Source organism: Streptomyces sp. NBC_00536, from assembly GCF_036346295.1.
In the GTDB taxonomy this organism is placed as follows: domain Bacteria; phylum Actinomycetota; class Actinomycetes; order Streptomycetales; family Streptomycetaceae; genus Streptomyces.
Window position 1 is genome coordinate 8,418,045 of sequence record NZ_CP107819.1, and the last position, 26,224, is coordinate 8,444,268.

A 26,224-nucleotide genomic window follows, 5' to 3' on the forward strand; every position below is an offset into this window, starting at 1 on the left:
CGCCGGTCCTCAGGAGGGCTTGGTGGGGGAGAAGGCGGTGACGGTCACCTTGTTGTCGCATTCGGCGAAGACGCCGTCGTCCATGGCGATCTGGTGCGAGCCCGCGCCGGGGACGCCGATGACGAGGGTGGGGAAGCTGGCGGGCGTGGCGCCGGACACGCAGTAGCCGTCGGCTTCGCCCTGGACGTTGACGAAGGTGAGCTTCGTCCAGGCCCGGGCGCCCGGGGCCAGGGACACCATGGATGCCGATCCGCTGTGGGTGGTGGCGAGGGGGAGGTTCTTGCCCGGCGAGCCGTTGCCGGCTCCGGCGACCGTCGGGAACCCGAGGAGCGTGCAGGGATGCTTCGAGGTGTTGGTCACCGAAACGATGGCGGCTCCCGTTCCCGTACCCGACGGCCGGACATCGGCCTGGTGGGCATCGGAGGCCTTGAGCTGGTCGATCGTGCAGGCCTTCGCCCCGCCGCCGCCCGGGCCGGGCTCCGAGGGGGTGGGTTTGCCCGTGCCACCCGTGCCGCCCGTGCCGCCCGTGCCGCCCCCGGGAGAGGAGGTACCGCCCGGGGGAACCGGCTTCGCCGACGCCGAACCCGCGGGCGGCGTCGACGGCTTGGCGACCGCGCCGTCCTCACCGGCCGGCGTGCAGCCCGTCGCCAGAGCGGTGACCGCCACCGCCGCCACCAGCGCCGCCACGGTACGGCCGACACCTGCTGTGTACTGCATGACCACTCCCCGAGGTTCACGACCGGTCCCGCACCGGTACTCGCGGAGGGACACACCATCACGCCCCACCCCGGTTCTCCACGACGCCGCACCGTGGCGGTTCCGTGACACGGCCATGACGAACGACGAAGGCCAGGCCGTGCGCCATCGGGACGCCCCTGGGGGCGCCGGAGCTGCCCCCGACAACCCTGTGTCCCCGGCACCCACGTTGAAATCGGCTGGGCCTACGACCACGGCAAACCGATCGTTCTCCTGGGGGAGGGGGGCAGTGCTGTCGGAGACAAGGACCACGACGACCCCACACCCGAACTCCAGGTTCCGGCTCCGCCGTACCGCCGAGGGCATCATGGCCATGTGAACGCGTCCCCGACCGCCGGTGGCGGAGCCGCTGTCCCAGGATCCCTCAACGTCGCTCCCACACCCCGGACGGCCGTCGTATGGCTCCCTCCCGCCGCACTGTGGCCCCCCATCCAGATCATCCGTGTCGAACACGACCCCCAAATCCGACGCTGGCCACCGCACGTCAACCTGGTCTTCGGCTTCGTCCCGGAGGCCGACTTCGACTCGGCGGCCCCGCTGCTGGCAGCCGCGGCCACCGAGATCGAGCCCTTCACCATCCGCCTCAGCGGTGTGCGCAGCTTCCGGCACCGTGCGTACGCCACCGTGTGGCTGGACCCCGCCGCAGCCGGCCTGGCTCCCTGGACAGCGCTCCAGGACACCCTGGTGGAGCCGTTTCCCCTGTGCCGCAGCCGATTCCCGCACTTCACACCACACCTGTCACTCGGGCACAGCCGTGACCCGCGGCACCTGTCCGCGGAATGCGCCGCCCTCCTGGGCAGCATGTCGGCGCAGGTCCAGGAGATCGTGCTGCTCTCCCGTCGCGGCGGAGACGAGCCCATGCAACCCCGCGCCACGATCACCCTGGGCACCGGCGGACTGCGCTGGCACCACGACTCGGGAACCTCGCCAGTGCCGGAACGGTAACTCGTTCGGCACTGACACGAGCGTGGTGGAATCGCCGAGGATGAGGATCCCCTGAAGGCGCGTCAGGCCGCCCCCACCGTTACCGCCCCCACCGCTACGGGCCTCGCCGCCCCAGTGCGGTATACGTCCCGTGGGGCTCACCCGCTCCCCCCCGAAGGGAGTGGTTGCCGTGGAGCGCACGACGTGCTGCGTGGTGGGAGGCGGGCCGGCCGGAATGGTGCTGGCCCTGCTGCCGGCCCGGGCCGGTGTGGACGTGACGGTGCTGGAGAAGCAAGCACGGCGACTTCCTACGCGACTTCCGCGGCGACACCGTGCACCCCTCCACCCTGTTCCTGCTGGACGACATCGGCCTCGCCGAACGCTTCGCGTGCCCCATGGACGCCTGGTGGTTCCGCCTGCCGCGGCGCGACGACGACCCCAGCGGACTCGTGGGCGGCCTGGGCGACAGGTTCTTCACCGCGCTCATCGACCGCGGCGACTACTGGCAGTGCGCCACGCTCATCCCCAAGGGAACCGACACCGAACGCCGCGCCGAAGGCCTGGAGCGCTTCACGACCCGGTTCGCGGCCGCCGCCCCCTGGCCGGCCGGCCGGCCGACCGGAGCCACGCCGTCACCTCCTGGGACGAGGTGAAACTGCTGGATGTACGGCTCGAACGCCTGCGCCGCTGGCACCGCCCCGGGCTGCTCTGCATCGGCGACGCCGCCCACGCGATATCACCCGTCTTCGGCATCGGCATCAACCTCGCCGTCCAGGACGAGGTGGCCGCGGTCCGCCACCTCGTTTGTCCCCTGCGCGACGGTAGCGTAGGCCTCCGCGACGTCCGCCGCGTCCAAACCCGTCGCCGGCCCACCACCGTGGCCACCCAAGGCCTTCAGCGCCTCGCCCACACCCAGGTCATCGAACCGCTGCCGGCCGGCGGTGAGATCGACGAAGCGGGAGTTCCGGTCGCTCCACCGCAAGGAGGGAATCGACCGGAAGGCGGTGAAGGGCTCCCGGCGGCGTCACGAGGGCGTGCGTCTCGACGGAGACGGTCCGCAGCGTGTAGCGGCACCGGAGGGTGGGGTCCAGGCGGGTCGAATTCGCGGCGCCGAGGTCGAGCCGGGCGGGCCGTATCACGAAGGACTACTTACCGGTAATTTTCCTTCACTCAGGAGAGTCGACGGAAGGGAGCAGGCGCGTGCCAGACCACGACCTGACCGGCTTCACGCAGAGCACGTTCACGCATGACGGTGCCACCCGCCGGGTGCTGCGCCGGGGCACAGGCCCGGCGGTGATCGTCATGGCGGAGATCCCCGGCATCACCCCCAAGGTCATCGAGTTCGCCGACCGCGTGGCCGAGACCGGTTGCACGGCCGTACTCCCGGTGCTCTTCGGTACACCCGGCCGGGATGCGGATCCCGGCGCCGTGGGCAGGCCGAGGGCCGGCCGTGCCTTGGCCTCGACTCTGTGGGAGGTGTGCGTGAGCCGGGAGTTCACGCTGTTGGCCACGGGGCGGAGTTCGCGGGTCGTACGGTGGCTGCGCGCCCTGGCCACCGCTGAACACGAGCGCTGCGGCGGCCCCGGAGTCGGCGCCGTCGGCATGTGCCTGACCGGCGGCTTCGCCCTGGCCATGGCCGTGGACGCGCGGATCGTCGCCCCCGTGCTGTCCCAGCCGTCACTACCGCTTGCCTGCACCTCGCGCCGCGCGCGCTCCATCGACATCAGCGCCGGGGAGCTCGCGGTCGTCCGCGGGCGCTGCGAGCGCGACGGGCTCCAGGTCCTCGGGCTGCGGTTCGCGGGCGACCGGCTGGTACCCGGCGACCGGTTCGCGTACCTGCGCCGCGAGCTCGGCGACGCCTTCGTAGCCGTCGAGTTGGACGACAGCGCAGCGAATCCTGCGAGCCCCCTTCCGCCGCACTCCGTCCTGACGGAGCACCTCGTCGACGAGCCCGGACAGCCTACACGGCAGGCACTCGACACGGTCCTCGACCTGTTCCGCACACGACTGCTCGGGGAGGACTCACCGCTCGCCGCTTTCGAGGCATAGGGGAGGGGTGAATGTGGAGTGGGGAAAGAAGGGGCCCTCGGTGGCGAACCTGGTCTACAAGCGGGTCTCGACCGCCCGGCAGTCGACCGCCCGGCAGAACCTCGCCCTCGACGAGGCTGGCATCGAGGATCCGGTCGTCTTCGAGGAGGACCCGGTCACCTCCAGCCGACAGTGCAGGCGGCGCCACGACGTACGCGGAGCTGCTGGATGGCGGCGAACTCGGAGACCTGACACCGGTCTGCGCGAGCTGCTCGTCGGTCGGCTGGTCCGCACGTTCCACGCGACACGGCTGCTCGACCACGAGTGGACGCCGTCAAGACGAACGGGCTACGACGCCTGACATCCGACCTTGAGTGACCGTCAAGTACCTTTAATTGACTACCAATTGATCGAACCCTTCCTTCCGCTCCTGTCGCGTCCACGCCAAGATCTCTCCTGAGTGGGCGGGCCGTATCCGGTGCCCGCCCGAGGGAGGAGAGCGCATGATGCCCCAACGGCATCGGCGGCGGTTCATGACCTGCACCGTCGTGGCGGCCGCGTTCGGTCTGGTGAGCAGCCAGTCATTCGCGGCATCCGGTGACACCAGGCCCCGGCCCTGGAACGCGCGCCACCAGGCCGACATCGGCCGCCAGCACGTCAAGGCGGTGAACGGCGGGCACGGCAGGTCCGCCTTCGCGGCGTCCGGGAGCGAGGACGGTGGTTCCGACGAGGCGGAGAACTCCGCCGAAGGCACCGCCCAGTACACCGAGGCCCGCACCGCCCCCGGTGTCGTCGCCCCCGGCGCCTACGGGGCGGCCTGGGACCAGCTGCAGTCCATGAGGCACACGAACGGGGACTGGGACCACGTCACCAAGAAGGCGTACAACTCCGACGACCCCCGCTACCGGGACCAGAACTCCAACTCCAGCGGCGGCGCGGGCAACGTGACCGGGCGCATCACCGGGGTCGCCGCCGACGACCAGGGCTACGTGTACGCGGGCGGCGCCAACGGCGGGGTGTTCCGGTCGAAGACCGGCGGCGGGCACTGGGAGCCGATCGCTGACAGGCTGCCCTCGCTCTCCACCGGCACCCTGGCCCTGGACGGCTCCAAGCGGCTCTGGTACGCCACCGGAGAGTCCAACACCGGTGCCACCTCGTATGTCGGGACCGGCGTGTACGTGCTCGCCGACCCGCAGCACGGGCAGTTCCAGCCCGGCGGCCGCGTCGGCGGCGCGGAACTGGAGAGCACCACCATCCACGCCCTGCGCTTCGCCGGCACCACCGTGTGGGCGGCCACCAGCCGGGGCGTGTGGTCGCACTCCACCACCACTCTCTCGGGGCCGTGGAAGCTGGAGTTCGCGCCCAGCCCCGACTATCTTCCGGGTGGCTCCAAGGCGTCCGACCCCAGCGCGCCGTACAAGAACATCGCCAATGACATCGCGGTGGACCCGAAGGACCCGTCCAAGGTGCTGCTCGCGGTCGGCTGGCGCGGAGGGGACAGCTACAACGGCCTGTACGCCAAGCAGGGCGACGGCAGTTGGAAGCCTGTCGGCGGTATAGGCGACCTGCCGTCGAACAGCGAGGACGTCGGCAACATGACGTTCGCGTCCGCCGCGGACGGTTCGCGCATGTACGCCATTGACCAGTCCCCGGCGCAGATGGCCGCCGACCCGAACAGCGGGCTGAAGGGCGTGTACGTGTCCAAGAGCGGCTCGCCGTTCGGGCCGTGGACGCAGATCGCCGACTACACCAAGCTGAAGGCATCCGGCTCGGCGCTCCAGGGCGATGGCTATCAGCCGGGCATCCAGTCCTGGTACAACCAGTTCCTCCAGGTCGACCCGAACAACGCCGACCATGTCTACCTGGGCCTGGAAGAGGTCTTCGAGACCAAGAACGGCGGGGCGAACTGGATCACCCCGGGACCGTATTGGAACTTCGGATTCCCCTGCTGGAGCATCGACCCGGCCAAGCAGACCGGCGACTGCTCCTCGACCACACATCCGGACCAGCACGCGGTCGCGATCGGCAGCTACCAGGGCAAGGCCTACGCCTATGTCGGCAATGACGGCGGGATTTACCGCCGCCCGGTCAGTGGGGCCATCGACTCCGGCGGCCACGCCAAGGACTGGCAGTCGCTGAACGACGGCACCATCGACACCCTCCAGTACTACTCGGTGGGCGTCGGCAAGGACCTCACCTACGGCGGCGTTTCGGTCACCGGCGGACTGCAGGACAATGGCCAGTCGATCCTGCGAGGCCGTGACAAGGTCATGGGCTCCAACTTCGGCGGCGACGGCGCCGACACCATCACGGACCCGGGCAACGGCTGCAACATCGCCCAGGAGTACGTCTACCTCGACATGTGGGTCACCCAGAACTGCGGGGTGAACAACGGCTCCTGGACCACCGACCCGGCCAAGGCCACCGAGTACGAGGTCGCACCGCCCGACAAGGACCTCGGCGGCGCGGGCGCCCGCTTCATCGCGCCCATCACCTCCGACACCAAGGACCTCAACACCTGGGTGGCCGGCGGCCAGCACGTGTGGGTGCAGAACAAGGGCTTCGCGATCCGCTCCGGCGCGGAGTGGAAGAGCGCGTTCGACCTCGGCGCGGGCCACGTGGCCACCGCCGTTGCCTCGTCCGGTGGCACGGTCTACGTCGGGTGGTGCGGGCCCTGCAACAACCAGGGCTTCGCTCGCGGCATCGCCGTCGGCAACGCGGACGGCACCGGCTGGCACCAGCTCGACCTTCCCGTTGACGGCGCCGTCCCCAACCGCTACATCTCCGGCTTTGACATCGACCCGGCCGACGCCCAGCACGTGTACGTCGCCGTCAACGGCTTCTCCCGCAAGTGGACCGAAGGCCCCGGCGCGGGCGTCGGCCACGTCTTCGAATCGAGGAACGGCGGCGCCGCCTGGACCGACATCTCGGCGAACCTCCCGGACGTACCCGCCGACACGGTGAGGCTCCTGCCCGGCGGGGGCCTCGCCCTCGGCACCGACCTGGCCACCTTCTACCGGCCCGCCGGCTCCGGCCAGTGGCAGGTCCTCGGGAAGAACCTGCCCACCACGGCCGTCATGCAGCTGAAGCTCGGCCCGGACGGCAATCTGTACGCCGCCACGCACGGGCGCGGCATCTGGTCCTTCGACGTACGGCGCCTGAGGGGCCGCGACGAATGACCTGAGTCTGACCTGACGGCCGGTGTGCGCCCCGGCCTGCGAAGGGGCGCACACCGGCCGTTGTTCATGGGATGGGGTAGGCGGCGACGTCGAGGCTGAGTGTGAGCATGTTCGATCCCTCCGTCCCCCAGGTCACGGTGGCCGCACCCGGGCGGGCGGCGCGGATCGTGACGTGGGCGGTGCCGTCCGGATCGGTCGTCGACGAGGTGATCGTCGCGAACACCGGGTTGCTGGTGCGAGGCCCTTGCCGGCGGCCGCCCGGGCCGGGCGGAACGACGGCCGTCACCGTGGTGCCGACCCGTACACACAGCCGCTGCGCGGCGAATGCCCCGGGCCGCAGCGTGACCGTGACCGGACCCGCGGCACAGCCGGAGAGCGTCGGCGAGTCTGTGGCGGCGGGTGGTTCGGTACCGGTGGGGTGCGTGGCGGAAGCGGGAGCTGACGCTCCTCGTGGTGGAGCATCCGCAGGTGAGCCGCCCTCGTTGGAACAGGCTGCCAGGGTGGAAGCCAGAAAGGCCAGCACGGGCAGCACAGGCAACACCCATGGCAGGGGCGGCCGGGTCTTTCGTCGCGTCATACCGGCCATGGCAGCCTCCTCTTCGGCGAACCCGGAGCTCCGACGTCCCGAATCGGTGATCGGTTCCGACATCAGGATCCGCTGTGGCAGCTGTCGCGGGTGCGGACTGGACGGTCGCGTGGGTCGGCACCGGCGTCCCGGTGGGCTCGGTAAATTGCTGGCTTCCCGCCCCCGCATCGTGCCCGACCGGTGTCCGGCAGAGTGTTGTTCCCTCGACTTCTCCGGTCCCGCCGAAGCGGCCGGTGATTAGTCATGCGCATGATCACGCTTCGGGCGGTACCAGCCCGGCGACACCCGCGGCCATTCGTACCTGGGCGGTGAAGAGTTGGTCGCGCGTTGCCTGGTCCGCCCAGCCGAAGTGCCCGTAGGCCTCCAGCGACACGAAGCCGTGCACCGCCGACCAGCTGAGCATGAGCGCCTGGTACGTCTGAGGCCTCACCGCTCCCTCGAACGGCGCCAGCCGCTCGGCTGCCGACTCCAAGAACTGTGAAGTGGCCGGCGCCACCAGCGGGTCGCCGAGCCGGCCGAGCCGCTCGGTGTCCAGGACGAGCGAGGCCAGATGAGATATCGCCCGCTGCCCGGCCTCGACTGTCGGCCCGTCGGGCGGGGCGGTGTACCCGGGCACCGGCACCCCGAAGATCAGCGCGAACCGCTGCGGGTCGCCCAGTGCCCAGCTGCGGTACGCCGAACAGGTAGCCAGCAGGCGCGCGCCCAGGTCGTCCGCGGGGACGGCGTCCCGGGTGGCGATCAGCGCCTCGGAGAGGCTGTTGAAGGAGTCGGCGACCAGGGCGGTGAGTAGCTCGTCGCGGTCGGCGAAGTAGCGGTAGAGCGCGGGCGGGGTGAGCCCCATCGCCCGGGCGATGTCGGTGAAGCGCACGTCGGCGGCGCCGGATTCGCGCATCAGCGTCAGCGCCGTCCGCTTGATCTCCTCGACGGTCGCCGCCCGGGTGCGCTCGCGGCGGCTGGATGCACTCGCGGGACCCATCGGGACCACCTCCGTTCGGTGCTGTGACGCGAGCCACAGGGCATTGACAAGCTTTGCGCGGACTCACCAATGTTACGCGACATAACTTTTCTGAAGAAGCTTCACTCGCTTCATTCACCGTCTCACCCGGCCCGGAGGATCGCATGTCCCAGGCTCTGCTCGACGATCGGGGCGTGCCCACCGACACCGCGGGGCGCCGCCGCCCGGGGCCGGTCGGCCGGGTGGCGGGCTGGAGCTACCGCAACAAGGGACGCACCGTCCTGCTGTGGCTGCTGGCGCTCGGCGTCGCGGTCGGCCTCGCCGCGGTGCTCGGCGGCACGTACAGCGCCGACTACACCGCGCCCGGCTCGGACTCCAAGGCCGCCCAGGAACTGATCACCCGCGACTTCCCCGCCCAGTCCGGCGACGTGATCACGGTCGTGCTGCACTCCGGTACGGGGCTGACCGGCCCGGAGGCCCGCAGTCAGGCCGAGTCGATACTCGGGCAGCTGGCCAAGGTCGCGCACGTCCGCTCGGTCGAGAGCCCCTTCCCGGCGCCCGGCGCCGCCCCCGGCGCGCCGTCGGGATCGGTGGCGCCCGATGGATTGACGGCCATCGGCAAGCTGCACCTCGACGTGGCCAACGCGCCCGACATGCCCAAGGCGGACACCCAGCGGCTGCTCGACATCGCCGCACGCGCCACCGACGGGCTGCAGGTCCACCTCGGCGGCATGGCCGTCCAGCAGGCCGAGCAGGGGGCCATCGGCTCCGAGGGCATCGGGATGGCCGCCGCCGCCCTCATCCTGCTGCTCACCTTCGGCTCCGTGGTCGCGGCCGGCCTGCCGCTGCTCACCGCGCTCGCCGGGCTTGCCGTGAGCGGCGCCCTGCTCCCGGTCCTCGCCGCCATCATGCCGGTCCCCGACTGGTCCACCTCGCTGGCCGCCATGATGGGCATCGGGGTGGGCATCGACTACGTGCTCCTGCTGGTCACCCGGTTCCGTGAGTGGCGCGCCGAGGGGCTCGCACCCGAGGCCGCGACGGTCGCCGCGCTGGACACCGCCGGACGCTCGGTCCTGGTGGCGGGCATCACCGTGGTCACCAGCATGCTCGGACTCTTCGCCATGGGCCTGTCGTTCATGCGCGGCGCGGCCTTCGCCGCGATCCTGTCGGTGCTGGTCGTCCTCGCGGCGGCCGGCACCCTCTTCCCGGCGCTGCTCGGCTACCTCGGCCGGCACGTCGACCGGCTCCGGCTGCCGCTCCCCAGGCGCACCGCGCGACGGGCCGCCAACGAGGTGAGCCCTGGCTGGCTGCGCTGGAGCAAGCTCGTCGAGCGCTACCGGGTCCTCGCCGCGCTCGGCAGCGTGATCGTCCTGCTGGCCCTTGCCGCACCGTTCCTGGGCGTGCGGTTCGGCTTCCCCGACGCGGGCAACGACCCGGCCGGCCGCTCCAACCGGCTCGCCTACGACACCGTCGCCACCAGCTTCGGCCCGGGTGCCAACGGCCCGCTGCTGCTGGTCGCCGAGCTGCCGGCCAACGCGCAGGGGAGTGAACTGCCCGAGCTGGCCGCCAAGTTGACGGCCACCCCCGGTGTCAAGGCGGTGACCCCGCCCCAGCTCAGCCCGTCGGGGCGCGCCGCCGTGCTCAGCGTCATCCCCGCCACCGGCCCGCAGAGCGCGGCCACCGACCGCCTGGTCAGGGACCTGCGCGACCGGGTCGTCCCCTCGGTGGCAGGCTCGGGTCTGCGGGTGCACGTCGGCGGCGTCGCGGCCAGCAGCATCGACAGCACCGCGAACATCGTCGGCCGCCTCCCGCTGCTGGTCGGCGGAGTGGTCACGGTCTCGATCCTGCTGCTCCTGGTCGCCTTCCGCAGCGTGGCGGTGGCCTTCAAAGCGGCGGTGATGAACCTGCTCTCGGTCGCCGCCGCGTACGGCGTGGTCGCGCTCGCCCTGCAGGGCGGGGTGTTCGGCCGGGCGATCGGGATCGACAATCCCACCCCGCTGCCGGCCTTCGTGCCGGTCCTCACCTTCGCGGTCCTCTTCGGCCTCTCCATGGACTACGAGGTGTTCCTGGTCAGCCGGATGCGCGAGGTCTGGCTGAGCTCGGGCGACAACGGCGAGTCGATCGTGCGGGGCCTTGCCACCACGGCCCGGGTGATCACCGCGGCGGCGGCCATCATGGTCGCCGTGTTCGCGGCCTTCGTGCCGGCACCCGACATCGCGATAAAGATCATCGGTGTCGGCATGGGCTCGGCCATCCTGATCGACGCGACCCTGGTGCGGATGCTGCTGGTGCCCGCCCTGATGCACCTGCTGGGCACCCGCAACTGGTGGCTGCCGTCCTGGCTGGAGCGCCGCCTCCCGCAGCTGCACATCGAGGGCCACCCCGAGGACCATCGCCCGCTGTGAGCCCGGTGCCTGCCTGTTGCAGGGCAAGTGCCACGAGGTGGTCGAGGCGCCGACCGCCTGGGACGCCGAGCGCAAACCCCTGCAGTACGAGCCCCGGCAGTGCAACTGCCGGCAGCACGTCGGGCCCGAGCCGCTGGCCACCGTCTTCGCAGCGGACATCGTCGAACTGCGCTGACGGGCGGAGGCGCTGTCCGGGCCGACGCCACAGTACGGCTACCGCGGTGCAGCGATCCCGGATCTGCAAGGCAGGTCGGCGGTGCTGGTCACGTTGTTACGGCCGGAGGCGCCGAGGATGGCTGAACGGCTGGTCGAAGGCATCTTCACCGCCCTGGACGAGCAGACGGTCGACCTTTTGTCCGGCTTCGCGCGAGACGTGAAGGGGCTTTGTGATCACGGCACCACGACCTGGAGCTGACGCTCCAGCCCGAGCGGGACCTGGAGCCCGCGGCCGGGTACTTTCGGCGGGGCTACGCGGCGGCAAGAAAACCGGGACGGCACGGGCCAGTGCGAACGGCGACGCGCACAGCGCGGCGACCGTCAGCGAGATGGCCACGCCGTCGACGCCGGAGAAGCGGTCACCCACGCGCTGGGTGAAGACGACATAGCCGCCGAGCGCCGCTCCGGAGGCGGCGCCGAATGCCAGGCCGACCAGGTCGAGCGAGCCGTTCCAGGGCTGGGTGAGCGCGAGGACGCCACGGACCGCGAGGAGCGGCCAGATGACGTCGATCCAGCATGATGACCGCCGCGCAGGCCAGCCGCAGCGATGCCGTGCCGAGCGGACCCGCGGTGGGGAACATCCAGGTGGATACCCCCGCCCCCGACTGCACGCTCACCATGGCGGTGACGGCGAGGGCGGCGGCACCGTACGTTCCCAGGTGCCTCGTGGAGTGGGTGCACAGCACCTTGTACGCCGCGGGGTCCGAGCGGCGTTCCAGCAGTGCGACGCGGACACCGCGTCGAGCCAGCAGGATCGCCGCGGCGCTGCCGGCGAGGCTGGCTCCGCTGATGACGACGTCGTAGTCGTATCCCGCGCTCTCAGGCTTGGTCATGCGCTGATGCAGTGAGGGACATGACAGGTTGTCAAGACATGCGGAGTGAAATGGCCTAAGGGCCGTCCATGGTGGCGCGTTAGTGGTTCGTTAGAGCCTTGTTAGCGGCACGGCGCACGCTTCTCAAGCAGGGCGGGACACGGGCAAAAGGCCCGTGGCCTGCATCTTCGCGCCGGACAAACTCCGGTGGCGAACTCATTGCGAAGGAAGGTGCCCATGTCGCAGACCACGGTGGCCAACCGACAGGAACTCGAGCAGACGATCGTCGCGCGAGCCGAGCAGGACCCGGGCTTCAGGGAGCGGCTCATCGCCGACCCGCAGGGCACGGTGCTCAACGAGCTGGGGATCACCCAGCTTCCCGACAGCCCGCAGTGGCGGGTCCTGGAAGAGGACGGAGAGGTCCTCTACCTCGTCCTTCCCGTGAACCGTGACCGCGTCAAGGAGATCGTCGGCGGCGCCGAGGCGCTCAGCGACGGCGAGCTGTCGACCCTGCGGGCCGCCGGCATGAACGCCATGCTGAAGTGCAGCCCCGGCGGCCACTCCGACGAGGAGTAGTGGGCGAGCACAACGGCTCGGTCGGGCCGGCCGGGCGTACGCCCGGCCGGCCCGGCCCCGGTGAGCGGGTGGTCGTACCGCTGTCCGGAGGGCTCGACTCCGCAGTCGTGGCGGCCTTGGCCGCCGATTCCGGTGCCGAGGTCATCGCCGTCTCGTACCGCTACGGACAGCGTCACGCCCGGGAGCTCCTGGCCGCCGAGGCGATCGCCGAGTGGGTGGGAGCCGTCGAGCACCATGTGGTGGACGTCGCGCTGTCAGCCTGGGGTGGCTCCCGGCTCACCCGCAGCGCCGATGGTGATGGCGACGACGACGCGGCCGACTCCCCTGACACACCGACCAGTTACTACGTACCGGGGCGCAACACCGTGTTCATCGCGATCGCGCTGTCCCTCGCCGAGGCGCGCGGCGCGGTCGCGGTGCACCTCGGGTTCACCGCCGCCGACGTCCACTACCCCGACACCGGGCCGGAGTACCTCCGGCTGACGCGCTCGCTGGCGCTCCTGACCACCTCGAACGAGGCCCGGCCCGGCGGTGTCGAGATCCACGCCCCGCTGATCGAACTGGACAAGGTGGAGATCGTCCGGCAGGCCCTGGAGCTCGGGGTTCCCGTCAAGCGGACCTGGTCCTGTTACGAGGGCGGCGAGCGCCCGTGCGGCAGGTGCGGTGCCTGCCGGGTCCGGGACCTGGCGCTCATCCGCTCCGGAAGTCCGGAGCTGGCGACCGAGGAGGGGCGCGCCGCGTACGCGGGCGCGGCCGCCCGGTCGGCCGACGCCGTGTGGCGCTTCCTGCTGCGCGACTGAGTCCGGGCGACCGAGCCCGTTCGACAACGTACCCATGGAAAGGCCCAGCTGATGCAACTTGCCTACACCCACGGTGTGGTGAACACCCTCTGGGAGTTCGACGAGGCCAAGGAGAGGATCGAGCGGCACATGGACCGGCTCATGGAGCTGGGCGATGTGATCTGCCGGCACCGGCTGCACGAGTCCGTCGGGCTGTGCCTGCTGCACCGGCACTTCCAGCTCACCGACGGGGAGCGCCTGGTCGGCTCGTACCGCGAGGGGAGTTACGTCGTCGGCGCCGCGCGGCGCGAGGACTGGACCGGGGTCGTTCCGTCGGTCTGGCGCGCCGAGACCCTCTCCGGCGGCGACACGTCCTGGGGCGACGCCTCCTGGGGCTACCGGCCGCTGGAGTTCGTGGACACGGCCGGGGAGGGGGACCGGCTGGGCCGGCGCGCGGAACGGGCGATGGCGAACCCGGCGTTCCTCGACGATCTCGCGCGTCGGCTGCACGAGCTCGGCCTGGCCGACACGGTCGGGCTCGCGGCCCTGGAGCGGCTGCCGGGCGACCTGCGCGAGACCGAGACGGTGTACGAGACCAGCAGCGACCGGCGCCGGACCTCGGTGCGCACCCCGGTCGGCAAGGAGTCCGTACCGCTGGACGAGATCACCGTCACGCTCTGGGCGTTCCAAGCCGAACCGGTCGCCTGATGGCCTATCAGATCAAGGAAATCTTCTACACGTTGCAGGGCGAGGGCGGCCAGGCGGGCCGGCCCGCGGTCTTCTGCCGGTTCGCGGGCTGCAACCTGTGGAACGGCCGCGAGTCCGGGCGCGCCCGGGCCGTCTGCACCTTCTGCGACACCGACTTCGTCGGCACCGACGGAACGGGCGGCGGTTCCTTCGCGTACGCGGCCGCCCTCGCCGCGGCCGTGGCCGCCGCCTGGGGCGGTACGGACCATGCGCGCGCGGCCCCTCTGGTGGTCTGCACCGGCGGCGAGCCGCTGCTCCAGCTCGACCAGCCGCTGGTGGACGCCCTGCACGCCGCGGGGTTCGAGGTCGCGGTGGAGACCAACGGGACCCAACCGGCGCCGGACGGCATCGACTGGCTGTGCGTGAGCCCGAAGGCGGGCGCCGAGCTGGTGCTCACCGCCGGTGACGAGCTGAAGCTGGTCTACCCGCAGACCGAGGCCGAGGCCCAGCCGGAGCGGTTCGAGCGGCTGGCCTTCGACCGGCTGCGGCTCCAGCCCATGGACGGCCCCGAGCGCGACGACAACACCCGCCGGGCCGTGGAGTACTGCCTGGCCCACCCGCACTGGCAGCTCAGCCTGCAGAGTCACAAGTACCTGGGGATCCGATAAATGGAAATCTTTCGCGAGTTCACCTTCGAGGCGGCGCACCGGCTGCCGCTGGTACCCGAGGGCCACAAGTGCGCCCGCCTGCACGGGCATTCGTACCGCGTGGACATCACGGTCAGCGGCGAGGTCTCCGGCGACAGCGGCTGGGTGATGGACTTCGGCGAGATCAAGGCGGCCTTCCGCCCGCTGCACGAGGAGCTGGACCACCACTACCTCAACGAGGTGCCCGGCCTGGAGAACCCCACCAGCGAGGTCCTCGCGCGCTGGATCTGGGACCGGCTGAGCGGCACCCTGCCGCTGTCCTCGGTGACCGTACGCGAGACCGCCACCTCGGGGTGCGTCTACCGCGGGGCCTGACCCGGCCCCGCCGTGCCCCGTCCTCCCGGGGCCGGTGGCGCGAGCGCCCCCGGCCCCGTCAGGTGAACCGATCGGAGACCCCCGTGCCAGAAATCATCGACAACCTCGGCGACCGCCTGCCCCGGCTGCGCGCCTGGGCCGAGGCCCAGCCGCTGGCCGACCTCATCGACGTACCGATCGCGGCCGGCCGGCGCGAGTGCTGGTACGGGCTGGGCATCGACACCTCGGGACCGGTGCTGATACCCGGCCTGGACGACCCGCTCGTGCAGGAGCTGGGGAAGCGGTACCTCCCCCGCTGGAACTCCGGGCTGCTCCTCGAATACGGCCCCGGTGTCGGCATCAAGCCGCATGTGGACCCGGCCTGCTTCGACGAGTGGGGCGTCACCGTCAACCTCGGCGAGGCCCACTGGATCGAGGGGCGCGGCGCGGCCGCCACCTCGACGCCGCTCCGCGACGGGGACGTGGTCCGCTTCCGCACCGCCTCGGCGCACGGCGTGGAGCCGGTGAGCCATCCGCGGTACTCGCTGCTCTTCCGCACTATCCTGCCGCACTTCGCCAACTCCATCTCGCTGGCGTCGCGTTGACCATGGGCCCGGTGACCGGGCGTCACTGGACCCGCCGTCTCGCCGGGTACACGCGGTACTGCCGCGGGCGGGCGGCGCTCGCGGTGGGCTCGGCCGCCGTGGGACTGAGCGTGGCGGCCCTGGTCCCGGTCCTGGAGCGGGAGTTCATGGACCGGGTGGTGGTCGGCGGCGGTCCGGCCGGAGCGCTGACGGCGTACCTGCTCGGCTCGGCCCTGCTGGTCTTCCTCGCCACGCTGCTGCGGCGGCGCGCGGGCTCCCGGGCGGCCCTGGAGATCCAATTCCGGCTGCGCACCGAGCTGTTCGCCGCGCTGCCCCGGCTGACGGGCCGCTGGGACACCGCGGACGTGGTCAGCCGGTCCGGTTCCGACCTCGCCGCGGTCCAGCGCCTGCTGCTGCTCGTACCGGTCCTGGTCGGCAACGCGCTCTACCTGCTGATCGCGATCACGTGCATGGCGCTCATGTCCTGGCAGTTGAGCCTGTTCGTGCTGCTCGTGGTGCCCCTGTGGGCGCTGTTGTCGCGGCGGTGGCGACACCGGCTCGACGAGGCCAACAGCGGGGTGCAGGACAGCACCGCGGACCTGGTGCGGATCGCCGACCGGGTGATCGAGGACGTCGAGGCGGTCAAGGGGTTCGGGCAGGAGCGGCGCGAGACCCGTACGTTCGCCGCCGCGGCCCGCCGCACGCTCACCGCCCAGCTGCGCGTGGCCCGGTTGCGGGCGCGCTCGGGGCCCGCGCTGCGCGCGCTGACGGCGGCCGCGCAGGTCTGCGCGGTGGGCGCGGGCGGTCTGCTCGCCCTGCGCGGCCAGCTGACCCTCGGCACCTACCTGGCCTTCTGCACCTATCTCGAACAGACCTCCGCGCCGATCCGGGTGTTCACCACGCTGCTCGCCACCGGCCGGCAGTCCCGGACCAGCGCGCTGCGCGTCTTCGAGCTGCTCGACGCCCCGGCGCCGGTGACCGAACCCACGCACCCCACCGCGCCCCCGGCCGGGGCGCCCGAGGTCGCGTTCCGCGAGGTGGACCGCGCCGCCCCGGGCGAGCCCGCCCTGCGCGACTTCACCCTCACCGTCCGCCCGGGCGAGGTCCTGGCCGTGGTCGGCGCGGCCACCGGCACCGCCGGGGCCCTGCACCGGCTGCTCGCTCGCTACCGCGACCCGGCCGGCGGGGAGGTGCGGGTCGGCGGTCACGACGTACGCGCCTACGCCCTCGCGCCGCTCCGGGCGTCGGCCGGGCTGGTCGCGGCCGACCCGGTCCTGTTCCGGGGCAGCGTACGGGACAACCTGACCCTGGGTCGGCCCGGCGCCACCGGCGCCGAGCTGGACGCGGCGATGCGCGCGGCCGGGCTGGCGGAGCTGGTCCGCGACCTCCCGCGGGGCCTGGACACCGAGGTCGGCGAGCGCGGCCGCCTGCTGTCCGGGGGCCAGCGTCAACGCATAGCGCTGGCCCGGGCATTGGTGACTCCGGCAGCCGTGCTGGTCCTCGACGATCCGACCTCGGCGGTCGATCCCGTCCAGGAGACGCGGATCCTGGACGGGCTGCGCGCGGCGCTGCTCGGCCGGACCGTACTGCTCGTCTCCCGGCGGCGTCCCGCCGTACTGATCGCCGACCGCGTCGCGGTGGTGGACGGCGGGCGGGTCGTCGCCGTGGGAACGCACGCGGAGCTGACCGCCCGCTGCGCCCGCTACCGCGAACTGCTCCGGGAGGAGCCGGGGCCGGAGCAGGTACCCGACAGTGCCCCGCGGCCGAAGGATGCCCGGGACACCGAGGATGACACGCCGGACGTTCTCAACTCAGCCGGTGACGGCGGCAGACCGGGTGACCTCATCCGGCGGCTGCGCGGCCCCCTGCTCCTCGGGCTGCTCCTCGTCGCGCTCTGCACCGGGGCGGACCTGCTGCTCCCCCTGGTGGTGCACAAGAGCGTCGACGGGGGCATCGACGCGGGGTCCTCCTCGGTGGTGCTGGTCGCCGCGGCGGCCGGGCTCGGGGTCGTGGGAGCGCAGTGGCTGGCCGCGTTCTGGCGCATCCGCAGCACCGAACGCACCGGCGCCCGGCTGCTCCAGGGCCTGCGCCTCCAGGCGTTCACCCGGCTCCAGCGCCTCGGTCTCGACTACTACGACCGTGAGCCGAGCGGCCGGATCCTCACCCTGCTCACCTCCGACGCCGAGGCGGTGGCGGGCCTCCTGCAGAACGGGGCGGCCGTCGCGGTGGTTCAGGTGGTCTCGTTCCTGGGCGTGGCCGTCGCCCTCCTCGCGCTCGACCTGCGGACCGCGGGCGTGGTCCTCGCCTTCTTGCCGGTACTGGCCGTCGCGACGCTGCTGTTCCGGCGCGCCTCCGCCGCCGCCTACGGCGCGGCGCGCACCCGGCTCGGGGCCGTGAACTCCGAACTCCGGGAGTCGGCCGCCGGGTTGACCGCCCTCCAGTCCTGCGGCGCGTGGGAGCGGGCACGCGAGCGCCATCGCACGCGCTGCGCCGAGCAGCGCCGGGCGCAGCAACGGTCCCAGGACTGCGGCGCCTTGTTCTTCCCGCTGACGGAACTGTGCTCCACCGGCGCGGCGGCGGTGGTGCTGATCGTGGGTGCGGGCGCCGTGCACGCGGGCGCGCTGTCCGTGGGCGCGCTGGTGGCCTGCCTGCTGTACGTGTACCTGTTTTTCGCCCCCTTGCAGCAGCTGTCCCAGGTGTTCGACAGCTACCAGCAGGCGTCCGTTGGCCTGCGGCACCTGCGGGAGCTGCGTGACGTGCCGGTCCTGCCCGACACCTCCCCGGACGCCGTGCCCGCCCCGCCGCTGCGCGGGGAGGTCGTCCTCGACGGGGTGGGGTTCCGCTATCCGGGCAGCGACCGGGACGCGCTGACGGACGTCACCCTGCGCATACCCGCCGGTCAGACCCTCGCCCTGGTCGGACCGAGCGGCGCGGGCAAGTCCACGCTGGCCAAGCTGATCGCCCGGTTCCACGACCCGGCCACCGGCGCCGTCCGCGTGGACGGGCACGACATCCGGACCTTCGAGCCGGCCTCGTACCGGCGCAGGCTCGGGATCGTTCCGCAGGAGTCGCGGCTCGTCGCCGACACCGTCCGGGACGCCATCCGGTACGGGCGGCCGGGGGCCGGTGACGCCGAGGTGGAGCGGGCGGCCCGGGCGGTAGGCGCCCACGCGGCGATCGAGCGGCTGGCCGACGGGTACGAGCATCCCGCGAGCGGGCGCGGTGGCACGCTGTCGGTGACCGAGCGCAGGCTCATCGCCCGGGCCCGCGCGGAGCTGGCGGACCCGGACATCCTCCTCCTCGACGAGCCGACCACCCGGGGAGCCGGTCCGCGGAGCGCCGCCCGGCCGCGCACGACCGTTCTGATCGTGCACGAGCTGGGCACCGCGGCGCGCGCCGACCGCATCGCCGTCCTGGACCGGGGCCGTCTCGCCGAGACGGGCAGCCACGACGAACTGCTCGCCCGCGGTGGCCGGTACGCCGAGCTGTGGGCGGCGTACACGGGTACGGGCACGGGCATGGACACGGGCATGGAGACGGGCACCACGGAACCGGTGCCACCGGGGCGGGATCAGAGCCAAGCACTCGCCCATGACACAGTGGGCGGATGACGACGCGCCGCGCGGACACCGTCCACCCCGACCTGCTCGCGGCGAAGGCGCTCGTCTTCGATCCCTGCGGGTTCACCTGCTCGCGGCCGGTGCCCGAGGCCGAGAGCGCCGCGTACGCCGCCCACGCGTTCGGCGTCGACGGGCTGGCCGTCCGGTTCCGGGTGGCCAAGGTGACGCCCACCAAGGTCGGGCAGTTCGTCACCGTGTGGAAGCGGGCGGCCCCGGGTGGGCCCATCCAGCCGTTCGACGTCGCGGACGGCATCGATCTCTTCGTGATCAGCACGCGCGATCGCCACCACTTCGGGCAGTTCGTCTTCCCCGTGGACGCGCTCCGTCGGCACGGTGTCGTGGCGGTCGACGGGCACGGCGGGAAGCGGGCCTTCCGCGTGTACCCGCCCTGGGTGACCGACCTCAACCGGCAGGCCGGAACGGCGCAGGAGTGGCAGCTGGACCACTTCCTGCGCCTGGATGAGGGCTGGCCCGTAGACCTGGGCCGCGCCCGCACGCTGTACCGGGGCGGCCAGGCCGCTTGAAGGTCGGCTAGGTGGCCGTGCCGGCTCGTCGTGGAGATCTGCCCGCGGTGCCGGCCAGGTACGTATCGCTCGGTCCGGACCGGCCGCCGCGCGATTTTCGGACACACGTACGATGCGCCGGTGATGATCTATCTGTCCATCGACGCCACCTCCGAGGCGTACGAGAGCGGGAGGGCCCTGGGCTTCCTCCTCGGCGCCGCCGTGCTGATGCTCGTGCTCTGGTTCGCCACCGCGTCCTGGCGGCGGGTCAGTGCCCTGCCTCCCGGCGCGGCAGCCGATGGGCACACCGCGGCGCTGCGAGTGCGCCGACGTCGTACGGTTCTGATCATCCTGGGCCTGCTCGGGGCGGGTGCGGTGGTGAATGTCGTATTCCAGTACGGGCCGGAGCCGCGCGCGGCGGAGACCGCCGCGGCCGCAGGCGACCTGGTGGAGGCCGACGGGGCTCCGACCGGTCCGCGTACGATCACGCCGCCTGCGGCCCTGGACGGCTACCGGTTGATGACGGAGGAGGAGACGGCTTCCTACCGCGAGGCGGGGGCGCGCGCCTTCCCAGTGGCCGTACCTGGTACTACGACCGGGACGATGACGGCCGTGCCGATGGCATCCTCCACATCGACACCACCCAGTGGTCGCAGAAGCTGACCGCGGAAAAGCGCAGGGACTCGATCACGCAGGAGTTCCGGAACTTCTTCGCAGGAGCCAGGAGCAGCGACTCCGCGGATTACCCTGCTGGCCCGCTTGGCGGCCGTCTGGCCTGCGGGCACCACGAGAACAACCCCGCCATGTCCATCTGCGCCTGGAGCGACGCGAGCACCCTCGGCACGTTCGCGCAGAATGGAGTCGGAGAGCTGTCCGAGGCAGCCAGGACCACGCTCGATTTCAGGAACGCGTCCGACCGGCGCACCTGAAACCGCTAGGCATCCACTCCGTCGAACCACCCTACAGACGCTGAGCAAGGCGGCCGCCCCGCGAGGGCACGGTGCCGCCAATTGTGGGGTTCTGACCGCTCTTCCGTGATGGCTGCGCCAGAAGGGCGAGCGTTGTCCAGGCTCGGCAGCCGCCGGGCTACCGCCTGAGCGGTCGGGCTCTGTCGCGGGAAGGGACCCGGAGCCGGCGGATGGCGGAACCTTCACGGAAGCGCGGCCAGAACCTCCGGCTTGGCTCGTGCGGCCAACTCGGATGCTCAGCTCGTGAGATACCGACCAGGCCGGGACGCGCCCACGTGATGCCGCTACTTCTATTCGGTGGGCAGCACCAGCTGCCTCGTACGGGTCGGACCGTCAGGCCTCGGTGAGAGAGAGGGGCAGCCCGATGATCCGATTGGCGAGCGACCCTAGCTGGTCACGGCTGACCGCACCGCCGGAGGGATAGAAGAGACTGGCACCAACGAGGACGAGCACGATTGAGCTCGGGGCGTTCAGCTGGCGGTCGGTCGCGGGGTGCTGGAGGTCTTGGACTGTGAGAGCTCTGGCAGGTATGCCACCAGCCGCCGATTGGCCCGTGACCCGGGCTTGGCGCATTCGAGAGGCTTGATGCCCGGACGTCATACTCAGGGAGTTGCGATGCAGGTAGCCGTGGTCACCTTCGACGGGTTCAACGAGCTTGACAGTTTCATCGCCTCAGCGTTGATCAACCGGTGTCGCAAAGACGGCCTGGAGGCCTTCATCACCACACCCGTGCCCGTGATCACGTCGATGAACGGAGTCGAGGTGACCGGGCAGCGTCCGATGGAGTTCGTCACCGAGGCTGACGTTGTGCTGATCGGCAGCGGGGTGAAGACGCGCGACGTGGTCGCCGATGACCGTATGCTCGCCATGCTGCGGCTCGAGCCGTCGCGGCAGCTGATCGGTTCTCAGTGCTCCGGCGCGCTGGTACTTGCGCGACTCGGGTTGCTGGCTGGGATGCCGGCCAGTACGGATATGACGAGCCGGCCCTATGTCGAGGCCTGCGATGTCACTGTGCTGGACGCACCGTTCCATGCGGAGGGGAACATCGCTACGGCGGGCGGCTGCCTGGCATCGCAGTATCTTGCCGCGTGGGTGATCACCCGGACGCTCGGGGAGGATGCCGCGCGCGGCGCTATCGGCTACGCGGCTCCGGTCGGCGAAGTCCATGAGACTGTCGGGCGCGTGATGGGTGCCCTCCACGCAGGCGAGGTCGCACTGAGCTGACACCCGTGGCCAGCCCTCTGGCTCACTGGCAGCTACAGCGACGAGAGCGAAGGCGCGTTGAGGTTGTGGGCGGGCGCTCGGCGGCGGGAACTGGCGTCAAGGCCGAACTCGTGGATTTCCCCACGGGGGAGAAGGACTTCTACCCCGTGCAGCCGAAGCTGCGGATCACCAACAACTCCGGCGTCACGCTTGCCCAGGGCGCCGAAATCTCCCTCGATCTGCCCACCTCGATGCCGCCGGTTGTCAAGGACAACGACTACAAGGAGATGAAGGGGCTCGTCCCCGGCCATACGGGCCCCAACACGGGTGGGCTGAAGGGGGACTTCCGCCGGCTGACCCTCACCCTCGGCTACTGCGAGGACCTGGCCCCGGGCAAGTCCCGGGACATCGACCTGAAGTACTACCTGCCGATCACCGGGCCGTCCAACGTGACGTTCAGGATCGGCGGCCGGGAGTACGGCTCGACCGGCGACCAGCGCCGCGACGTCCGGACCGTGACACCGCCCGCCCCCACCGCGGGCAGCTCCTGCCAGGCGCCGGACTGGAAGCAAGGCCAGGTCTACCGGCCCGACGGCGGACGGCTGTGGCGGATGTACGACAAGGGGGACAAGGGCTGGATGTTCGAGTACGGCGACAGCCCCGCCGGAAAGCCCATGATGATCGACAACAACCCCGACCAGTCCCGCGCCCACCTCGTGGAACTGACGGAACAGAACCCCAACCAGTACTGGCAGATCCAGTCGGCCGGAGGCGGCCTCTACACCATCGCCGGCGGTGGCAGGTGCCTGACCGCCACCGCCTCCCGCCAGGACATCGCCTCCCTCGGCTGCGACGGACGGAACGAGCAGAAGTGGCAGCTCGTCCCGATCGCCGACAACGGCAGCGAGGGAACACCCGGCGGGCCGAAGCACAACGGCCTGTTCAAGCTCCGCTCCACCGCGGGCAACGACATCGAGGTCGGCGGCGGCGCCACCGCCCGGGAAACCCACCTCCTCACCGGCGACCCGGCCGCCTCGACGGCCGCGTTCGTGAAGTACCAGGGCTCCTACTGGTACGCCCAGTGGTACACCGCCGCCGCCCCCGGCACGGCGGAGGCCAACGGCGGCCGGCCCTGGAAGAAGGCTGAGCCCGACGCCGTAACAGTGAAGATCAGTTGGCCGGACACCGCGCGTGCAGCGATGTCCGGCCAACTGGTTCTGCTCATCGGTTGGCCCAGGGAGGGGGGAGTTGCTGGCTCCGCTCCGCCGCTATGCCATCGCCGGCGTGTTCGCCCGGGCCTGCAACAGACCAGCACGCACCGCCACCGGCCGAAATGGGGGAGCATCGCTCGGACGAACCGGACGATCACGCCCTCGGCGGGTTCCGATGCGCCGGCGAGCGTGGCGGCGTCCGCACGGTTCAGCGAGCCATCATGCCGTGTGAAGAGGCGTCCGGGACGGCGGGGTGCCGGGGGCGGTGCCGGTGCCGGTGCCGGTGCCGGTGATCGAGAGATACAGGCCGTCAGTCAGCCATCGATGAGCCACCGTCATGTTCAGCACGCGGCCGCCCGTGACGGTGCCGACCAGGGACCAGTACCGTTCCAGGCGGGGATCGAAAGCCGACGACCGTGACACCAGCCCGTGCAGGTAGGCGCGGAAGGCAGGGGTGTCCGACTCCCGGCGGGCTCGGGCGTGGGCCGACACGAACGCGTCCACCACGGGTCCCGCCCCGGGCGGCAGCCCCCGGGCGAGGGCGGCGGCCGTCAGGGCCGCGGCTTCGTCGATCTCCGCGTAGAAGGCCGGGCCGTCGCGCATCTCCGCGCCGTGGTCCTGGGTCCAGCGGGTGAAGCCGGGCGTGGCGATGAGCAGATGCAGCTCGGCGTAGGCCAGGGCCGTGACGGGGGTGGGGTCCTGTGGTGGCTCCGGGGCCAACATGGCGATCATGATGTCGAGTCGGCGTCGGGGCATGGCTGCGGACAGCTCCCGGTACCAGTGCCCGGTGAGCGTGTGCTGCGCCTCCGGTAGCCTCTGCACCAGTGAGAGCATCTCCAGCCGCCGCAGACGCTCCTCCCCCGCACAGTGGTCCAGGGCCTTGAGCGTCGCCTCGCGCCACCGCAGTTCGGCCAGGCGTTCCCGCACTGCTCCGAGCTCGGACGACACCAGCTCGTCGAGCGTGCGCTCGCCTGTGACCACTTGGGTGATGGTCGCGATGGGGGTGTCCAGCGCGCGCAGGCGTCTGATGAGCCGGATCCGCTCCCACGCCTCGGGGCCGTAGCGGCGATGGCCACCGCTGCTACGGGAGGCCACGGGCAGCAGGCCGCTGTCGGAGTAGTAGCGGACCGTCTTGACGGGGAGGCCCGTTCCGGCCGCGAGCTCACCGATGCTCCACGTGTCTTGCGTCACAGCTCTTGAACCTCCAGCGCGCGGGAGGTTCTAGCGTATTGATCACCGGCGGCGTCCGTCCGCGCCGATGCCGCTGTTCAGAGCATGTACGCGGCCGGGCCTGACCGGTGTGTCCGCGTACGACCGATTGCGGCCCCGTACGCCCTTGTCCCGTGCCGTCCCCGACCCAAGAATGGTGGGAGCGCATGTCCCCGACCACGACCGCAACGAGTTCCGGCCGGAGAGCCGCTCTTCGCAGGGTGCTCCTCCCGTTTCTGAGCGCGGCGGCCCTGCTCACGGCCGCCGTCACACCAGCCGACGCACGTCCCGGTCCCTTCGACTCCGCGGGGCGGGGCGGTCCCGTCGTCCGAACCGAGCTGGGCCTGGTGCGTGGCGTGTCGCATGGTGCGTACGCCACCTTCGGAGGCCTGCCCTACGCCGCGCCGCCGACCGGACCGCTGCGCTGGCAGGCACCCGTGCCCGCCGCCGCATGGCAGGGCGTCCGGGACGCGACACAGCCGGCGCAGCGCTGTGTGCAGATGCCGGCACCGGGTACGGGGGCGGACGGGCCCTCGGATGCGGGCGCTGTCGTCGGTTCGGAGGACTGCCTCTACCTCAACGTCACGGTGCCCGCGACGCAGCCAGCGGGGAAGAAGCGGCCCGTGCTGGTGTGGATGCACGGCGGCGCGTTCCTGGGCGGTTCCGGCAGCGACTACGGCGCGGAACGCCTGGCGGTCCAGGGTGACGCCGTCGTCGTCACGGTCAACTACCGCCTGGGGATCTTCGGCTACTTCGGACACGCCGCACTGGGCACCGCCCCGCCGTTCGGCCTGGCCGACCAGCAGGCCGCCCTGCGCTGGGTCCGCTCCAACGCCGCGCGCTTCAGCGGAGATCCGGGCAAGGTCACGCTGTTCGGCGAGTCCGCGGGTGCCCTCGGCATCTGCGCGCACCTCACCTCACCGACGGCCGCGGGCCTCTTCCAGAGCGCCGTCCTCCAGAGCGGTTCCTGCCTGACGTCCTTCCCGCGGGGAGCCCTCGCGCCCGGAACACCGGCGTACGAGCCGTTCGCCACGCAGACTGAGGTCCAGACGGCCGGCGCGGAAGCCGCCCGGCACCTGGGCTGCACGGAGGGCGGCGCCAACGAGGTGCTCGCGTGCCTGCGCGGGCAGAGCACCGGACGCCTCGCCACCGCGCAGCTGATGCAGTCATTCAACCGTCCCGTCTACGGCAACGGGCTGCTGCCGGTTGCACCGGGCGAGGCATTGCGATCGGGACGCTTCCACCGCGTGCCGGTCGTCCTGGGCACCAACCACGACGAGATGCGGATGTTCGTCGGCGCGTCGCTCGCCGCGTTCCCCATCCGCACCGAGAGCGACTATCGCGCCCGACTGGCGGAGGCCTTCGGGCCCGCGGCCGCGGCCGTCGAGGCGCAATACCCGGCAGCACGCCATGGCTCTCCCGCGCTGGCCTGGGCCGCGGCGCTGACCGACCGGTCCTTCACGTGCACCACTCTGGCAGCGGGCCGCGCCATCGCCGCCCGCGCCCCGGACCTGCCGCTGTACGCCTACGAGTTCAGCGACCCGGAGGCTCCCGTTCTGGCCGGCCTGCCGGCGAACCCCGACTTCCCCTACGGCGCCGCGCACGGCTTCGAGATGCCGTTCCTGTTCCCCTCCTTCCCCACCGAACGACCGCTGACCGATGAGCAGTCCGCCCTGTCGGACCGGATGGTCGGCTACTGGACGAACTTCGCGCGCACAGGCAACCCGAACACCGCCGGCGCACCTCGCTGGCCCGCTTTCCGCGTGCCGTCCCCGCTGGGGCCGTCGGTGCAGTCGCTGGCTTCGGGACCGGGTGGGATTCGCCCCGTCGACGCGTTCGCCGCGCACGGCTGCTCTTTGTGGGACCGCCTGGCGAAGTGAGCCGCCGGGGAACCGGGTGGCTGAACGCCGCGCCCACGGCGTCGCCGCCGCTGTGCCGGCGAACGCGGCTCCCGCCGTCTGCGGTCAGGCCCCGCACAACCTTTGCGGTACTTGCTGGGGGGCTTCGGCGGTTGGGCGCCTG

At 71.6% G+C, this 26,224-nt stretch carries 24 protein-coding genes and 2 pseudogenes; 21 read left to right on the plus strand and 5 right to left on the minus strand.

The window, feature by feature from the left end; genetic code table 11:
- Positions 1–9: 9 nt before the first annotated feature.
- Positions 10–717: a DUF4232 domain-containing protein gene (locus tag OHS33_RS36220; protein ID WP_330334676.1), complete on the minus strand. Its 708-nt coding sequence runs from the start codon at positions 715–717 to the stop codon at positions 10–12.
- Positions 718–1,071: 354 nt separating this feature from the next.
- Here OHS33_RS36220 and OHS33_RS36225 point away from each other — a divergent pair, with 354 nt between their 5' ends.
- The 6 genes and pseudogenes from OHS33_RS36225 (at position 1,072) to OHS33_RS36255 (ending at position 6,887) form a co-directional block, all read left to right on the plus strand.
- On the plus strand, positions 1,072–1,701 hold the full coding sequence (locus OHS33_RS36225; protein ID WP_330334677.1) for a 2'-5' RNA ligase family protein: 630 nt from the start codon (positions 1,072–1,074) through the stop codon (positions 1,699–1,701).
- Positions 1,702–2,012: 311 nt separating this feature from the next.
- Positions 2,013–2,333: a hypothetical protein gene (locus OHS33_RS36235; RefSeq protein ID WP_330335353.1), complete on the plus strand. Its 321-nt coding sequence runs from the start codon at positions 2,013–2,015 to the stop codon at positions 2,331–2,333.
- A 32-nt stretch (positions 2,334–2,365) separates the two neighbouring features.
- Positions 2,366–2,839 (plus strand): annotated as a pseudogene (locus OHS33_RS36240) (FAD-dependent monooxygenase); the annotation flags it as partial.
- A gap of 41 nt (positions 2,840–2,880) precedes the next feature.
- Positions 2,881–3,729 (plus strand): dienelactone hydrolase family protein, encoded by an 849-nt coding sequence (locus tag OHS33_RS36245; RefSeq protein WP_330334678.1) that lies wholly within the window; start codon positions 2,881–2,883, stop codon positions 3,727–3,729.
- A gap of 13 nt (positions 3,730–3,742) precedes the next feature.
- Positions 3,743–4,069, plus strand: coding sequence for a hypothetical protein (locus OHS33_RS36250; RefSeq protein ID WP_330334679.1), 327 nt, complete (start codon positions 3,743–3,745; stop codon positions 4,067–4,069).
- Positions 4,070–4,211: 142 nt separating this feature from the next.
- The gene (locus tag OHS33_RS36255; RefSeq protein ID WP_330334680.1) at positions 4,212–6,887 is read left to right on the plus strand and encodes a glycosyl hydrolase; all 2,676 of its coding nucleotides are present in this window, start codon (positions 4,212–4,214) and stop codon (positions 6,885–6,887) included.
- Between the two features lie 64 nt (positions 6,888–6,951).
- On the opposite strand, the gene OHS33_RS36260 is transcribed toward OHS33_RS36255, so the two are convergent.
- Both OHS33_RS36260 and OHS33_RS36265 read right to left on the minus strand, forming a co-directional pair.
- Positions 6,952–7,473 carry a hypothetical protein gene (locus OHS33_RS36260; protein WP_330334681.1) on the minus strand — a complete coding sequence of 174 codons (522 nt, stop codon included), beginning with the start codon at positions 7,471–7,473 and terminating at the stop codon, positions 6,952–6,954.
- Between the two features lie 253 nt (positions 7,474–7,726).
- On the minus strand, positions 7,727–8,449 hold the full coding sequence (locus OHS33_RS36265; RefSeq protein ID WP_330334682.1) for a TetR/AcrR family transcriptional regulator: 723 nt from the start codon (positions 8,447–8,449) through the stop codon (positions 7,727–7,729).
- A 143-nt stretch (positions 8,450–8,592) separates the two neighbouring features.
- Between OHS33_RS36265 and OHS33_RS36270 the strand changes: the two genes are divergently transcribed.
- From OHS33_RS36270 to OHS33_RS36280, 3 genes are all read left to right on the plus strand, one after another.
- Complete coding sequence (locus tag OHS33_RS36270; protein WP_330334683.1) at positions 8,593–10,833, plus strand: MMPL family transporter; 2,241 nt, start codon at positions 8,593–8,595, stop codon at positions 10,831–10,833.
- Positions 10,834–10,849: 16 nt separating this feature from the next.
- On the plus strand, positions 10,850–11,008 hold the full coding sequence (locus OHS33_RS36275) for a hypothetical protein (RefSeq protein ID WP_330334684.1): 159 nt from the start codon (positions 10,850–10,852) through the stop codon (positions 11,006–11,008).
- Between the two features lie 117 nt (positions 11,009–11,125).
- The gene (locus OHS33_RS36280; RefSeq protein WP_330335354.1) at positions 11,126–11,248 is read left to right on the plus strand and encodes a hypothetical protein; all 123 of its coding nucleotides are present in this window, start codon (positions 11,126–11,128) and stop codon (positions 11,246–11,248) included.
- A 160-nt stretch (positions 11,249–11,408) separates the two neighbouring features.
- Here the strand turns inward: OHS33_RS36280 and OHS33_RS39900 are convergent, their stop codons facing one another.
- Complete coding sequence (locus OHS33_RS39900) at positions 11,409–11,882, minus strand: FAD-dependent monooxygenase (protein WP_443065393.1); 474 nt, start codon at positions 11,880–11,882, stop codon at positions 11,409–11,411.
- 216 nt (positions 11,883–12,098) lie between these two features.
- Between OHS33_RS39900 and OHS33_RS36290 the strand changes: the two genes are divergently transcribed.
- The 11 genes and pseudogenes from OHS33_RS36290 to OHS33_RS36340 form a co-directional block, all read left to right on the plus strand.
- On the plus strand, positions 12,099–12,437 hold the full coding sequence (locus OHS33_RS36290; RefSeq protein ID WP_330334685.1) for an NHLP leader peptide family RiPP precursor: 339 nt from the start codon (positions 12,099–12,101) through the stop codon (positions 12,435–12,437).
- Complete coding sequence (queC, locus tag OHS33_RS36295; protein ID WP_330334686.1) at positions 12,437–13,237, plus strand: 7-cyano-7-deazaguanine synthase QueC; 801 nt, start codon at positions 12,437–12,439, stop codon at positions 13,235–13,237. Before OHS33_RS36290 ends, queC begins: the two co-directional genes overlap by 1 nt.
- 51 nt (positions 13,238–13,288) lie before the next feature.
- Positions 13,289–13,924 carry a hypothetical protein gene (locus OHS33_RS36300; RefSeq protein WP_330334687.1) on the plus strand — a complete coding sequence of 212 codons (636 nt, stop codon included), beginning with the start codon at positions 13,289–13,291 and terminating at the stop codon, positions 13,922–13,924.
- Positions 13,924–14,571 (plus strand): 7-carboxy-7-deazaguanine synthase, encoded by a 648-nt coding sequence (gene queE / locus OHS33_RS36305; RefSeq protein ID WP_330334688.1) that lies wholly within the window; start codon positions 13,924–13,926, stop codon positions 14,569–14,571. Before OHS33_RS36300 ends, queE begins: the two co-directional genes overlap by 1 nt.
- On the plus strand, positions 14,572–14,925 hold the full coding sequence (queD, locus tag OHS33_RS36310; RefSeq protein ID WP_330334689.1) for a 6-carboxytetrahydropterin synthase QueD: 354 nt from the start codon (positions 14,572–14,574) through the stop codon (positions 14,923–14,925).
- Between the two features lie 83 nt (positions 14,926–15,008).
- The gene (locus OHS33_RS36315) at positions 15,009–15,509 is read left to right on the plus strand and encodes a hypothetical protein (RefSeq protein ID WP_330334690.1); all 501 of its coding nucleotides are present in this window, start codon (positions 15,009–15,011) and stop codon (positions 15,507–15,509) included.
- A gap of 11 nt (positions 15,510–15,520) precedes the next feature.
- Positions 15,521–19,099, plus strand: coding sequence for an ABC transporter ATP-binding protein (locus tag OHS33_RS36320; protein WP_330334691.1), 3,579 nt, complete (start codon positions 15,521–15,523; stop codon positions 19,097–19,099).
- On the plus strand, positions 19,096–19,632 hold the full coding sequence (locus OHS33_RS36325; protein ID WP_330334692.1) for a MepB family protein: 537 nt from the start codon (positions 19,096–19,098) through the stop codon (positions 19,630–19,632). The genes OHS33_RS36320 and OHS33_RS36325 overlap by 4 nt, the downstream gene beginning before the upstream one ends.
- Before the next feature lie 120 nt (positions 19,633–19,752).
- Positions 19,753–20,274: a hypothetical protein gene (locus OHS33_RS36330; protein WP_330334693.1), complete on the plus strand. Its 522-nt coding sequence runs from the start codon at positions 19,753–19,755 to the stop codon at positions 20,272–20,274.
- A 920-nt stretch (positions 20,275–21,194) separates the two neighbouring features.
- On the plus strand, positions 21,195–21,803 hold the full coding sequence (locus OHS33_RS36335) for a DJ-1/PfpI family protein (protein ID WP_330334694.1): 609 nt from the start codon (positions 21,195–21,197) through the stop codon (positions 21,801–21,803).
- 65 nt (positions 21,804–21,868) lie between these two features.
- Positions 21,869–22,297 (plus strand): annotated as a pseudogene (locus OHS33_RS36340) (chitinase C-terminal domain-containing protein); the annotation flags it as partial.
- Positions 22,298–23,212: 915 nt separating this feature from the next.
- On the opposite strand, the gene OHS33_RS36345 reads toward OHS33_RS36340, so the two are convergent.
- The gene (locus OHS33_RS36345; RefSeq protein WP_330334695.1) at positions 23,213–24,184 is read right to left on the minus strand and encodes a MerR family transcriptional regulator; all 972 of its coding nucleotides are present in this window, start codon (positions 24,182–24,184) and stop codon (positions 23,213–23,215) included.
- 239 nt (positions 24,185–24,423) lie between these two features.
- On the opposite strand from OHS33_RS36345, the gene OHS33_RS36350 reads away from it, so the two are divergent.
- Positions 24,424–26,082 (plus strand): carboxylesterase/lipase family protein, encoded by a 1,659-nt coding sequence (locus tag OHS33_RS36350; RefSeq protein ID WP_330334696.1) that lies wholly within the window; start codon positions 24,424–24,426, stop codon positions 26,080–26,082.
- Positions 26,083–26,224: the final 142 nt, after the last annotated feature.